General features: G+C 35.4%; 10 protein-coding genes and 1 pseudogene. All 11 read left to right on the forward strand.

The window, feature by feature from the left end; all coding sequences use genetic code 11:
* Window positions 1-51 precede the first annotated feature (51 nt).
* The 11 genes and pseudogenes from argF to NST49_RS05455 all read left to right on the forward strand — a co-directional run bounded on the left by argF (window position 52) and on the right by NST49_RS05455 (window position 13,130).
* The gene (gene argF / locus NST49_RS05405; RefSeq protein WP_034537426.1) at window positions 52-1,068 is read left to right on the forward strand and encodes an ornithine carbamoyltransferase; all 1,017 of its coding nucleotides are present in this window, start codon (window positions 52-54) and stop codon (window positions 1,066-1,068) included.
* A 127-nt stretch (window positions 1,069-1,195) separates the two neighbouring features.
* Window positions 1,196-2,623, forward strand: coding sequence for an arginine-ornithine antiporter (arcD, locus tag NST49_RS05410; RefSeq protein WP_341047437.1), 1,428 nt, complete (start codon window positions 1,196-1,198; stop codon window positions 2,621-2,623).
* Window positions 2,624-2,638: 15 nt separating this feature from the next.
* Window positions 2,639-3,580 carry a carbamate kinase gene (arcC, locus tag NST49_RS05415; protein WP_034537424.1) on the forward strand — a complete coding sequence of 314 codons (942 nt, stop codon included), beginning with the start codon at window positions 2,639-2,641 and terminating at the stop codon, window positions 3,578-3,580.
* 143 nt (window positions 3,581-3,723) lie between these two features.
* Window positions 3,724-4,428 (forward strand): Crp/Fnr family transcriptional regulator, encoded by a 705-nt coding sequence (locus NST49_RS05420; RefSeq protein ID WP_051932679.1) that lies wholly within the window; start codon window positions 3,724-3,726, stop codon window positions 4,426-4,428.
* 211 nt (window positions 4,429-4,639) lie between these two features.
* Window positions 4,640-5,497, forward strand: coding sequence for an ROK family protein (locus NST49_RS05425; protein WP_034537422.1), 858 nt, complete (start codon window positions 4,640-4,642; stop codon window positions 5,495-5,497).
* 34 nt (window positions 5,498-5,531) lie between these two features.
* Entirely contained in the window at window positions 5,532-6,527 is a 996-nt protein-coding gene (locus NST49_RS05430) for a LacI family DNA-binding transcriptional regulator (RefSeq protein WP_034537420.1), read from the forward strand.
* 431 nt (window positions 6,528-6,958) lie between these two features.
* Window positions 6,959-8,338, forward strand: a pseudogene (locus NST49_RS05435) (sucrose-specific PTS transporter subunit IIBC); the annotation flags it as partial.
* A 40-nt stretch (window positions 8,339-8,378) separates the two neighbouring features.
* The gene (locus NST49_RS05440; protein ID WP_341047443.1) at window positions 8,379-9,779 is read left to right on the forward strand and encodes a glycoside hydrolase family 32 protein; all 1,401 of its coding nucleotides are present in this window, start codon (window positions 8,379-8,381) and stop codon (window positions 9,777-9,779) included.
* Between the two features lie 124 nt (window positions 9,780-9,903).
* A complete protein-coding gene (locus NST49_RS05445; protein ID WP_341047445.1) occupies window positions 9,904-10,563 on the forward strand; it encodes an undecaprenyl diphosphate synthase family protein in 660 nt (219 codons plus the stop codon).
* Between the two features lie 216 nt (window positions 10,564-10,779).
* Window positions 10,780-11,577 carry a histidinol-phosphatase HisJ family protein gene (locus tag NST49_RS05450; protein ID WP_023178966.1) on the forward strand — a complete coding sequence of 266 codons (798 nt, stop codon included), beginning with the start codon at window positions 10,780-10,782 and terminating at the stop codon, window positions 11,575-11,577.
* A 161-nt stretch (window positions 11,578-11,738) separates the two neighbouring features.
* Window positions 11,739-13,130: a glycoside hydrolase family 1 protein gene (locus NST49_RS05455; RefSeq protein ID WP_341047447.1), complete on the forward strand. Its 1,392-nt coding sequence runs from the start codon at window positions 11,739-11,741 to the stop codon at window positions 13,128-13,130.
* Window positions 13,131-13,203 lie beyond the last annotated feature (73 nt).

The following is a 13,203-nucleotide window of genomic DNA, read 5'->3' on the forward strand; positions in this document are numbered from 1 at the left end:
GCTAAACCGATAAAACTTACAACAACTAAACAGTATATGGAGGAATAAGTAATGATAAAACAAGTATTTCAAGGACGCAGTTTATTAGCTGAAAAAGATTTTACAAAAGAAGAATTGATGTATTTAATCGACTTATCTGCACACTTAAAAGATTTGAAAAAAAGAGGCATTCCCCATCACTATTTAGAAGGAAAGAATATCGCATTGTTATTTGAAAAAGCATCTACTCGTACCCGCGCTGCGTTCACTACTGCAGCCATCGATTTAGGTGCGCATCCAGAATACCTTGGAAAAAATGATATTCAATTAGGAAAGAAAGAATCCGTTGAAGATACTGCTCGCGTTTTAGGAAGCATGTTTGATGGGATTGAATTCCGCGGGTTCAAACAAAATACAGTGGAACAATTAGCTGAATTTTCAGGCGTTCCTGTCTGGAATGGATTGACTGATGAATGGCATCCGACACAAATGATAGCTGACTTTTTAACGGTTAAAGAAAACTTTGGACATCTTGAAGGACTTACCTTAGCTTACGTCGGAGATGGCCGCAACAATGTAGCAAACAGCTTACTGATTACTGGAGCGATTTTAGGTGTGAACATTCATATTGTATCTCCTGAATCACTGTTCCCAGAAAAAGACTTAATCGATATGGCTCAATCCTTTGCAGATCAATCTGGCAGCAAAATTAGGATCACAAAAGATGTGGCAGAAGGCGTTAAAGGAGCAGACGTATTATATACAGATGTTTGGGTATCAATGGGAGAAGAAGATAAGTTTGCTGAACGAATCGAATTGTTGACTCCTTATCAATTAAATATGGATATGGTTCGTGCAACAGGTAAAGAAGACATGATCATTCTGCATTGTCTGCCAGCTTTCCATGATACAAAGACCGACTATGGGCATGATGTAAAAGAAAAGTATCATATTGATGCTATGGAAATTACAGATGAAGCTTTTAGAAGCAAACACGCACGACAATTTGATCAAGCTGAAAACCGAATGCATTCTATCAAAGCCATTATGGCTGCAACATTAGGAAACTTATTTATTCCTAAAGTTTAGTGATATGCAGTATGAACAATAAAGTATGAGGAATTTCATTTCTCATACTTTTGTTCATAGGAATCAAAGTATGAGACCTTTTCATTTCAGCTATACCGTTCATTATTAAAATGAAGGAGGAAGAACAGTGGAAGAAAAAAAAGTAGGCTTAATTCCTTTAATTGCTCTAGTTGTCGGGTCCATTATTGGTGGCGGAATTTTTAACTTAATGTCAGATATGGCAGTTGAAGCTTCAGTGGGTCCTGTAATCATCGGTTGGATCATTGCCGGTATTGGAATGGGATTTTTAGCATTTTGTTTTCAAAATTTATCTGCTAAACGCCCTGATTTGGATGCCGGTATTTATAGTTATGCAAAAGAAGGTTTTGGAAAATACATGGGATTCAATTCTGCTTGGGGCTATTGGTTATCTGCTTTCTTAGGGAATGTTGCTTACGGAACATTACTCTTCAGCTCGATTGGATACTTTTTCCCAATCTTTGAAGACGGACAGAATCTTGCTTCTGTCATCGGGGCATCCATTATGCTTTGGTTGGTTCACGCACTTATATTAAAGGGAGTCGAAACAGCTTCATTTATCAATGCGATTGTTACTGCTGCTAAATTGATTCCTTTGGCAATCTTTTTTGTAGCCATGTTTGTAGCCTTTAAATTAGATGTATTTACTGCTGATTTTTGGGGAACCATCTCAGGGAACTTCACATTTAAAGAAGTAATGGATCAAGTTCAAGGAACGATGTTAGTAACGGTTTGGGTGTTTATTGGTATTGAAGGTGCGGTAGTGTTCTCTGGACGTGCCAAAGTAAAATCAGATGTCGGAAAAGCAACGATTATTGGATTAGTAACTGTTATTGCAATCTATTTGTTGACAACGATTCTATCTATGGCTGTCTTAACAAGACCAGAACTAGCAGAATTGCCTCAACCTGCAATGGCTTATTTATTAGAAAGTGTAGTTGGTAAGTGGGGTGCAATACTGATCAATATAGGGGTTATCATATCTGTTTCAGGTGCTTGGTTGGCATGGACAATGTTTGCAGCTGAACTGCCTTATCAAGCTGCGAAACAAGGGGCATTCCCAAAATTTTTTGTTAAAGAAAATAAGAATGGTGCTCCAGTCAATTCATTACTATTTACAAACGTATTGATCCAACTGTTCTTATTCACATTCTTGATCAGTTCACGTGCGTACAATTTTGCTTTTTCATTAGCATCATCAGCAATCTTGATTCCATATGCGTTTACAGCATTTTACCAGTTGAAATTGTCTTTATTGGAATCGAATGGAACTAAACGCCATAATCAAAATATTATTATTGGGGTAGTAGCTAGTGTGTATGCTATCTGGTTAATTTATGCAGGTGGAGTAGACTACTTGTTGTTAACCATGTTGTTGTATGCACCAGGAATTATTATTTACGCTTGGGTACAAAAAGAAAATAAAGAAAAGCTCTTTACTAAAAGTGAATGGATTGCAGCAGCAGTCGTTGTGGCACTCTTTTTACTCGCTATCGTTCAAATAATCAACGGTTCAATCGATATTAGTAATATGTAGAGGAAGGTGAAAAACATGGGGAAAAGGAAAATTGTCGTAGCGTTAGGCGGAAATGCAATATTATCAAATGATGCAAGTGCGCAAGCTCAACAACAAGCTCTTGAAAAAACAGCGGAATATTTGGTTAAATTTATTGAAAATGGAGATGATCTGGTTATCTCCCATGGAAACGGCCCTCAAGTTGGCAATCTATTGTTACAACAAATTGCCATAAATAGCCCTAAGAATCCAGCAATGCCATTAGATACCTGTGTCGCAATGACTCAAGGAAGTATTGGGTATTGGATGCAAAATGCTCTTACACGTGCTTTAGAAAAAAGAAATTTAGATAAATCAGTTGTCTCGCTGATTACTCAAGTAATCGTAGATGAAACTGATCCTGCTTTTAGAAATCCAAGCAAACCCATCGGTCCGTTTTTATCTGGAGCAGAAGCTGAAATTGAAATGGAACGAACAAAAGCCGTTTTTAAAGAAGATGCAGGAAGAGGTTGGCGTAAAGTTGTTCCCTCTCCAAAGCCAATCAGTATTAAAGAACACAAAGTCATCAATCAATTGGTCGAAAATGGAATCATTCCTATTACCGTTGGCGGAGGTGGTATTCCTGTTGTGAAAAGGGGGAAGGAATTAAAAGGGATAGAAGCAGTCATTGATAAAGATTTTGCATCTCAGAAGTTGGCTGAATTGATTCAAGCAGATTTACTGATTATTCTGACGGGTGTAAATAATGTGTATGTCAATTTTAATAAACCAAATCAAAAACAATTAAATCAAGTATCGGTTGAAGAAATGAAAACCTATATTACTGAGAATCAATTTGCTGCCGGAAGCATGCTGCCAAAAGTAGAAGCAGCAATTGCATTTGTTGAAAATGCGAAAAAAGGAAAAGCTATTATTACATCCTTAGAAAATATAGAGCAAGTATTAACAGAAGGAGCTGGAACAATCATTACAAAATAGTGTAAGCGCTATTAAAAAATGCCCATAAAAAGCAAGAAAAGCCTTTTTAAAAGAGGTTTTTTCTTGCTTTTGTGTTAAACTGATCTTGTGAAGAAATTATCTTGTGGGATGATATAGTGTACGTAAATGAAGGAGTGTTTTTGATGACCATTATTCAAAAAAAGATGACGAATTTATATGAGCTTCGTTACAGACCAGTCTTTTCAGAATTTACTGATTCAGAATTTAATCATCTCCGAAAAAATATGTATTTACGTAAATACAAAAAAGGACAAGTTTTGTTTGATGAAGGAGACATCCGAGACAAAGTATTTTATTTGTTAAATGGATTGGTCAGACTTGAAAGATATGATGAAAGTGCGTCTTATACGTATACAGATTATGTTAAAAAAGAAACGTTATTTCCTTATGGTGGTCTGTTTTCAGATGATGCTTATCATTATTCTGCGTATGCAGTGACCAATATTGAACTTTACTATATGCCTACAGGTCTCTTTGAAAGTCTAATTGCAGAGAATCCTAAACAAATGATGTACTTTTATCATAAGCTGTCTAAAATTCTTGAAAACCACGAAACCAGAGTGCAGTATATGGTCGTTTCAAGTGCTACAAATCGAATCATCAAAGCTTTAAATTATTTAATGAAAGAGTTAGGGGATTATACTAATCCAACGATGGTTAATATTCCTTACCCTATTACGATCAATGAAATAGCAGATATTAGTGGCTGTTCAAGAGAAACCGTTGGAAATACCATCAAAAAGTTAAAAGAAATGAATAAGTTGGAGTATGAGCATAAGCTCTTTATTTTTAAAGATCTGGTTTATTTTAACTCCTATACAGAGTGAAGATGGGTTTGATAATAAAACGGGTAAAGAAAATAAGAAACAGCTAAAAAAGTTCTTAAAGAAAATCTTTCTTTAAAGAGCTTTTTATTTTAGTGTTTTCCCGTATAAAAAGCTAGTTGGCTATCTAGTAGTTGTAAAAATTCTGTGGTAATATTAGGGCTAAGAAACCCTTTTCTAAAATAATTAAAGCAGACCAGTAGGAGGAAGTAGAATGATGTATGGTGCAATAGAAGCAGGCGGAACAAAATTTGTATGTGCAGTCAGTGATGAACAATTGGAAATAAAAGAACGAGTGAGTATCCCAACTACTACACCTGAAGAAACCCTTAAACAAGTCTTTGGTTTTTTTGACCAATATACGTTAACATCTATTGGAATTGGATCTTTCGGACCAATTGATGTTAATGAAAAATCAGCTACATACGGGTATGTAACATCGACCCCCAAAACAGCTTGGAAAAACTATGACTTTTTAGGTTCTGTTAAAAAGAGATATGGTATTCCAGTAGCTTGGACGACAGATGTGAACGCTGCTGCTTATGGTGAACTTAAAAGAGGAAGTGCACAAGGAACTAATAGCTGTCTTTACTTGACAATTGGAACCGGTATCGGGGGTGGAGCAGTTGTTGACGGGAAAGTATTAAGCGGATTTGGACATCCTGAAATGGGACACCTTTTAGTCAGTATGCACCCTGAAGATGATTTTGAAGGCGTTTGCCCGTACCATGGCAATTGCTTGGAAGGTGTAGCTGCAGGTCCAGCCATTGAAAAGCGTTATGGAAAAAAAGGAATGGACTTAGCTGATGATAAAAAAGTTTGGGAAATAGAAGCTTTTTATTTAGCACAAGCATTAGTCAACTATACCTTGATTCTTAGTCCAGAAAAGATTATCTTAGGTGGAGGCGTTATGAAACAAACGCAACTACTTGATTTAATCAAAAAAGAATTTGCCAATTTAATGGCTGACTACGTCAATACGCCAGCATTAGATGAGTACATCGTCACGCCTGAGCTTGAAGATAATGCTGGTATTACAGGTTGCCTATTGATGGCTATGGAAGAGAAATAAAAAAGCAAAGATCATAGAAACGTAAGGTGATAAGATGGTAACCATAAAAGATATCGCTCATAAAGCTGGAGTAGCCAAAAGTACGGTTTCCAGGTATTTGAATGGCGGATCCGTTAGTAAGAAAACCAAAGCCAAATTAGATGAAATTGTGAATGAAACTGGCTATGCACCGAATACGTTTGCGCAAAGTTTAAAAGCGAAAAAAACAAATATGATTGGAACCATCATTCCTAGATTGGATTCATTTGCGACCAATACTATTTTAGCAAGTATTGATGAAGAACTAAGGAATAAACAATATCAATTAATTATTACGAATACAAACCAAAATGTTAAACGTGAAGTAGAAAATATTTATACATTGGCAAAACAAAAAGTAGATGGGATCATCCTTTTGGCTACAGTTGTAACCCCAGCTCATCGAAAAGCTATAGCAGAAGTCAACATTCCCGTATTGCTGCTTGGCCAATCTGCAGAAGGACTGAATACGATCGTCCATCAAGAGTATGAGGCAGGATATAAGTTGGGGAGTTACGCAACAGAATTAGGGCATAAGGATTTTCTGTATTTTACCGTTCTTGAAGAAGATCAAGCAGTAGGCCAATTAAGATCAAAAGGTGTTTTAGAAGCTCTTAAAAAAAATTCAGATACAACTATTGAGATTGTTGAAGCAAATTTTTCTTTTTCAAAAGCGTATGAAAAAGCGATGAATGTGTTAGCCACAACATCGGCTACCTACGTACTTTGTGCTACAGATAATATAGCGTTAGCTGTTATGAAAGCTGCGCACACATTAGGTCTTAGTATTCCGACTGACTTTTCATTATCGGGTTTTGGTGGATATGAAGTTACTTCTATCGTTACACCAACTATTACAACAGTAAAGTATCCCTATAAACAATTGGGTACTCTTTCAGTTACCAATTTAATTAAACTGATTGAAGGCGAAGATAGCATAAGTAATTTAGAGTTGCCTAATATTTTAGTTAAAAGAGAATCAACTATTGCTTATGAAAACCCTTCGATATAAATTTTATTGATTTTACTAGTAATGCATTGTCGATGAAATCAATTCACCAGTGTCAAAACACATACAGTAAATTTAAAAAATAAAAATAGCCAAGTGAAAGACTCGCGAAAGAGTGCTATTACTCGGCTATTTTATTTTATAGTGTACATATGTACTTTATTCGTTACGACAACTAATCCCATACAGTAGATGTAGTGTTCATACGTACTGTATGCTTTGATTTTTTTGAAAATGGTACGTATAATGCTTTTATGTACGGTTTTCATCAACGCAATCAACCCTATATGGTAGGTATAACTGCCATATGTTTTATTTTACGTATATAAATAAAAATACGTAAAAAAAATAATATGGTTTGAGTAGACAGAGTAAAAAAAATAAGTTAGAATAAAAATAGAAACCGGTTCCAAAAACTGAAGGAGGAGAAAGTTATGTCGAATAATAAAGAAATTGCAAAAGAAGTCATTGCAGCCGTTGGAGGAGAAAAAAATATTCGTTCGGTAGCTCATTGTGCCACTCGATTACGTATTATGGTAAAGGATGAAAGTAAAATCGATAAAAATGAAGTAGAAGGCATTGAAAAAGTAAAAGGTGCATTTTACAACTCAGGACAATTTCAAATCATTTTTGGAACCGGTACCGTAAATAAAATTTATGAAGAAGTGATTGGTTTAGGAGTGAATGAAGGATCAACTGGTGAAATGAAAACAGAAGCAAAGAAGCAAGGAAATGTATTTCAACGTATGATTCGGACATTTGGTGATGTATTTGTTCCTATTGTTCCTGTCTTAGTTGCAACCGGATTGTTTATGGGATTACGAGGATTGTTGACTCAAGAGCAAGTATTAGCCGTTTTTGGAATGGTACCAGCAGATATTAGCCCTAATTTTTTATTATACACTGAAGTGTTAACGGATACAGCATTTGCGTTCTTGCCAGCACTAGTTGCTTGGTCTTCATTTAAAGTATTCGGTGGTTCTCCCGTTATTGGTATTGTATTAGGATTAATGCTTGTTAATCCTGTATTGCCAAATGCTTATGCTGTAGCAGGAGGAACAGCTGATCCTATTACGATGTTTGGGTTTATTCCAGTCGTTGGTTATCAAGGAACAGTATTGCCGGCCTTTATTGCTGGTTTTGTAGGTGCAAAGTTGGAAAGATGGCTTCGGAAATATGTACCTGAAACATTGGATTTATTGATTACGCCATTTGCGACATTATTGATCATGAGTATCTTATCGTTATTTGTTATCGGACCGGTCTTCCATTCTTTAGAAGAAGTTGTACTAAATGCAACCATTTGGATATTAGGATTGCCATTTGGTTTGGCTGGTTTAGTCCTAGGTGCAATAAATCAATTGATTGTTGTAACCGGAATTCATCACCTCTTCAATTTCTTAGAAATCCAATTATTAGCAAACACGGGTGTGAATCCGTATAACGGAATTATTACAGCCAGTGTTGCAGCACAAGGTGGAGCAACACTGGCAGTAGCGATGAAAACAAAATCTAAAAAATTAAAAGCATTAGCTTATCCTTCAACATTATCTGCTTTCTTAGGGATAACGGAGCCAGCTGTATTCGGGGTAAATTTACGTTACGTTAAGCCATTTGTCTTTGGACTAGTTGGTGGTGGAGTAGGTGGTTTCTTTGGAGACTTAGTTGGATTGGAAGCAACCGGTATGTCTCTAACCGTTATTCCAGGAACATTGCTTTACTTGAATGACCAAATTCTTCTTTATATTTTGGGTAACGTTATCGCGATCGCTGTGGCATTCACATTAACTTATCTATTTGGTTACAGTGACAAAATGAGAGAAGAAATAGAAGGCTGAAAGGACGTTTAGAACGATGGAACAAACCAATAAATTGAAGCAATACGATCTAGGTTACCATATTCGGTCACCTAAGGGATTATTAAATGATCCAAATGGTCTTGTTTACTATAAAGGAGTATATCATGTCTTCTATCAATGGAATCAAGCAGACACGACACACCAATCAAAAAGCTGGGGACATATAACAACGAAGGATTTTATCCATTGGAAGACTTATAAACCAGCATTGGAGCCTGTTGATTGGTATGATAAAGATGGATGCTACTCCGGAAGCGCCGTTGTTTTCGAGGGGGAAATTTATTTATTCTACACTGGAAATGTTAGAAGCGAGAACGGTGAACGTAAAAGCTATCAATGCTTAGCTGTTTCAGAAGACGGCATTCATTTTGAAAAGAAGGGGCCAATTCTAGAGCATCCAATAAAAGGATACACAGCACACGTTAGAGATCCTAAAGTTTGGCAAGGCAAAGAGGGCAACTGGTGGATGATACTGGGTGCACAAAAAGAAAATCTAACAGGAGACGCATTAATCTATCAATCAGCTAATTTAGTTGATTGGACCTTAGTAGGGTCTATGTTAGAAGAATCTATTTCTTTAGGATTTATGTGGGAATGTCCGGATCTTCTAAAATTTGCTGACAGAGATATCTTTGTATTTTCGCCTCAAGGTTTAGAAGATGAAGGAGAAAAATACAACAACATTTATCAAAGCGGCTATTTTACAGGAGAATTTTTAGAGAATGGTACCTTTGTAAAGGATGGTCAACCATTTGAAGAATTGGATCGTGGATTTGAATTTTATGCTCCGCAAACTTTTGTAGATGATGCTGGTCGTACGATTTTATATGGCTGGGTTGGAGTTATGGAGCCTGAAGTTGAAGCGGCTGTCCCAACTAGGCAGCAAGGGTGGATACATGCTTTGACTATACCTAGAGAAATGCGTTATGAGAATGGAAAGCTCATTCAGTACCCAATTGCTGAACTGGCGAATTTAAGAAAAGAAAATCCTGCAGTCATCAAAAGTGTTGGAAATGAGGCAGTTAAAATGACTTCCCTTCAACAAGACATTTTGATTGAATGGAGTAAAGCTGCAACAGACTTTGTTTTAACAGTAAGAAGTGAAGTGGAAATCAATTATCAAGCTAATAGTAAAAAATTAACCGTAATACGGACCAATTGGAAAACAAAGGTTAAAGAAGTACGAAGTGTCTTTTTAAAACGTGACCTGATGGAATTGCGGATAATGGTTGAAAGCTCATTGATTGAATTATTTTTAAATAGGGGAGAAGAGGTTTTCACCCTACGCTATTTTGTAGATGAAGATGATTCTCTATTGAGATTTAATGATTTAAATGAAACTACAGAAAAAACACTAACGCTTTATTCTTTAGATTCGTTTGTAGTAGAAAAATAATGAATCAACTTAAAAATTTCTCGAGAGGCTATCTCGGGAAATTTTTTTTGAGAAAAGCTATTTATTACTTATTTTTTCAGAATTCGGTTACAATAATAAGGTGGGTATTTAAGGGGGGAATTTGATGAACGGATATAAACGTCTGCCTAAACATATTGGAATCATTCCAGATGGCAATAGACGATGGGCTCAAGAAAATGGGCTTGAAAAGCAAGAAGGATATAAATTTGGTATAGAACCTGGTCTAGAATTATATCACCTTTGTTTAGAATTAGGTATTAAAGAAATGACGTTTTATGGCTTCACAATGGACAATACTAAACGCCCAGCAGAACAGACACAAGCTTTTCAAAAAGCCTGTGTAGATGCTGTGAATAAGTTGAAAGATAGAGATGCAGATTTGTTGGTTGTCGGAAATACAAATTCCCCATTATTTCCAAAAGAATTGCTTCCTTATACTAAGAGAACTAAATTTGGCAATGGACTAATGAAAATCAACTTTCTAGTGAATTATGGCTGGAATTGGGATTTGAATTACGGTATTAAACAAATCGATTTTGACCCTAAGCAAGATAGTACAAAAATGATTGCCTCTTCAGATATCTCAAGAATGGATCTTATCATCCGATGGGGCGGTAGAAGAAGATTAAGTGGATTTTTACCGATTCAATCAATCTATTCTGATTTTTATGTCGCTGAAGAAATGTGGCCAGATTATACTATTGATCAAGTACATGCAGCTTTGCAATGGTATCAAGATCAAGATGTAACATTAGGCGGCTAAAACATTAACTAAAAAACGATCGTAAACAACGAAGTAAAAGCTAAATAAAAGACACGAGACTAAAAAAGGTGGACACTTCACTCATAGGTGTCCATCTTTTTTTGCTAGATAAAAGATGAAAAGAAACTGCATCTGGATTAAACTGAATAAAGTCATCTAATTCAATAGAGAGAACCTTATTTTGGAGGATAAATTAAGACAAAGGAGTGTAGAATCATGTATCTTGCTGATTACCATCATCACACAGATAATTCATTTGATTCTCAAGCACAGATGAAAGAAGTATGCGAACAAGCGATAAGAAGAGGGGTGAATGAAGTTTGTTTTACGGAGCACTTTTCTGTTAACCCTAAAGTTCCTACTTATGGTCACATGGAATTTGACCGTTATTTTTCTCAGATTAACAAGTGCCGTGAATTAGTCAAAAATCAACTAGTGATTAAAGCTGGAATTGAACTATGCGAGCCGCATTTGATGAAAGAAGACTATAAAGAAGCTTTAGCAAATTTGGAAATAGATTTTATCCTAGGGTCTGTTCATAACATCAAAGAAGAAAAATTGCGAATGTTTATGGCAAATAAAACGAAGAAAGAAATTTACCAAAATTATTTTGAAGAAGTTTACGCAATGGTAAGCGACGCTGATATTGATGTGATCGCACATTTAGATTTAATCAAACGCTATGCTGTAGAAACAGTAGGCAACTACGATTTTATAATTTATAGACCTATTATTGAAAAGATTTTACGCAAAGCAATAAAACGAGGTATTGGAATTGAAATCAATACATCAGGATTGTCAAAAAAAGGATTAAAAGAAACTTTTCCATCAATGGATGTTTTGCGATTGTATCATTCATTGGGTGGAAAAATTTTAACGATTGGTTCTGATTCGCATCGCTCAGAAACAGTAGGATCTAATCAAGAAATAGCAATAAAAATGGCAAAAGAAGCAGGTTTTGATAAGGTATATGTATTTGAAAGAAGAACGCCGAGTACAATCAATCTTGAGTAAAATATAAAAGGAAAAACGCTCATAAATGATTGGATTCCTGTTTAATTAAAAATATAGCGCTAACATCTTGTAATCTGTTCTTTATAAATGTATAATTGTTTTATACAAATGACTAGACTTTTAGTCTAGAGGTTAAGTTAAAAAAAGGAGTGTTTAGTAGGATGAAATATGAATTTCCAGAAGGATTCTGGTGGGGATCTGCAGCTAGTGGACCGCAAACAGAAGGCGTTTTTGAAGGCGATAACAAAGGGGATAACATTTGGGATCATTGGTACCGTGAAGAACCAGAAAAATTCTTTAATGGAGTAGGACCAGAAAAAACTTCTTACTTCTATGAAAAATATAAAGAAGATATCCAACTAATGAAAGAAACAGGTCACACAACATTTAGAACTTCTATTCAATGGAGTCGTTTGATTCCTAATGGTACAGGAGAAGTGAATCAAAAAGCTGTTGAGTTTTATAATGATGTGATCAATGAATTGCTTGCAAATGATATTGAACCATTTATTAACTTATACCACTTTGATATGCCTATGAAATTACAAGAAAAAGGCGGTTGGTTAAATCGTGAAACAGTAGATGCTTATGTAGTATTTGCTCAAACATGTTTTGAATTATTTGGCGACCGCATTAAGAGATGGTTTACACATAATGAACCTATTGTACCAGTTGAAGGTGGATACTTATATCAATTCCATTATCCAAATGAAGTGAATATGAAAAAAGCTGTTCAAGTTGCTTACCATGAAGTTCTTTCAAGTGCTAAAGCGATAAAAGTTTACCATGAAATGGATTTAGATGGAGAAATTGGAATTATTTTAAACTTAACTCCAAGCTACCCAAGAGACGAAACAAATCCTGAAGATGTAAAAGCAGCACAACTTGCCGATGCATTCTTTAACCGCTCATTCCTAGACCCTTCAGTTAAAGGTGAATTTCCAACAGATTTAGTTGAGTTATTGAAAGAAATCGATCATTTGCCTACTATTGAAGATGACGATTTAGAAATTATAAAAAATAATACTGTCGATTTGTTGGGAGTTAATTACTACCAACCTCGTCGTATCAAAGCGAAAGAATCATCAGAAAAATTAGCTGATGGTCCTATGCCAGATGATTATTTTGACAATTATATCAAACCTGACCGTAAAATGAATCCTTACCGTGGATGGGAAATTTACGAAAAAGGCGTTTATGATATTTTAACAAACCTTAGAGAAAACTATGGCAATATTCGTTGCTACATTTCTGAAAATGGAATGGGTGTAGAAGGTGAAGAAGCCTATATTAATCCTGATGGAAGTATAGAAGATGATTACCGTATCGAATTTGTAAAAGATCATTTAACTTATATGCATCAAGCCATTCAAGAAGGCAGCAATGTACAAGGGTACCATATGTGGACATGTATGGATAACTGGTCATGGACAAATGCTTATAAAAACCGTTATGGTTTTATTGCAGTAGACATCAACAATGAAGGAAAAAGAACAGTTAAGAAAAGTGGTCGTTGGTTCAAAGAAGTATCTGACGCTAACGGGTTTAACTAAAAAGTAATTCAGTATTGGATTTTCCAAATGGAAAATCCAATATTTTTTAAATAAGTTCAGTTTTTTTAAATAA

The organism is Carnobacterium sp. FSL W8-0810 (genome assembly GCF_038007125.1).
Lineage (GTDB): Bacteria > Bacillota > Bacilli > Lactobacillales > Carnobacteriaceae > Carnobacterium_B > Carnobacterium_B inhibens.

What these genes read in the sequence shown, in the direction of transcription:
- NST49_RS05455 (WP_341047447.1), top strand. Translation starts at nt 11,739, where the DNA reads ATGAAATATGAATTTCCAGAAGGATTCTGGTGGGGATCTGCAGCTAGT.
- argF (WP_034537426.1), top strand. Translation starts at nt 52, where the DNA reads ATGATAAAACAAGTATTTCAAGGACGCAGTTTATTAGCTGAAAAAGAT.
- NST49_RS05450 (WP_023178966.1), top strand. Translation starts at nt 10,780, where the DNA reads ATGTATCTTGCTGATTACCATCATCACACAGATAATTCATTTGATTCT.
- NST49_RS05420 (WP_051932679.1), top strand. Translation starts at nt 3,724, where the DNA reads ATGACCATTATTCAAAAAAAGATGACGAATTTATATGAGCTTCGTTAC.
- NST49_RS05425 (WP_034537422.1), top strand. Translation starts at nt 4,640, where the DNA reads ATGATGTATGGTGCAATAGAAGCAGGCGGAACAAAATTTGTATGTGCA.
- arcC (WP_034537424.1), top strand. Translation starts at nt 2,639, where the DNA reads ATGGGGAAAAGGAAAATTGTCGTAGCGTTAGGCGGAAATGCAATATTA.
- NST49_RS05440 (WP_341047443.1), top strand. Translation starts at nt 8,379, where the DNA reads ATGGAACAAACCAATAAATTGAAGCAATACGATCTAGGTTACCATATT.
- NST49_RS05430 (WP_034537420.1), top strand. Translation starts at nt 5,532, where the DNA reads ATGGTAACCATAAAAGATATCGCTCATAAAGCTGGAGTAGCCAAAAGT.
- NST49_RS05445 (WP_341047445.1), top strand. Translation starts at nt 9,904, where the DNA reads ATGAACGGATATAAACGTCTGCCTAAACATATTGGAATCATTCCAGAT.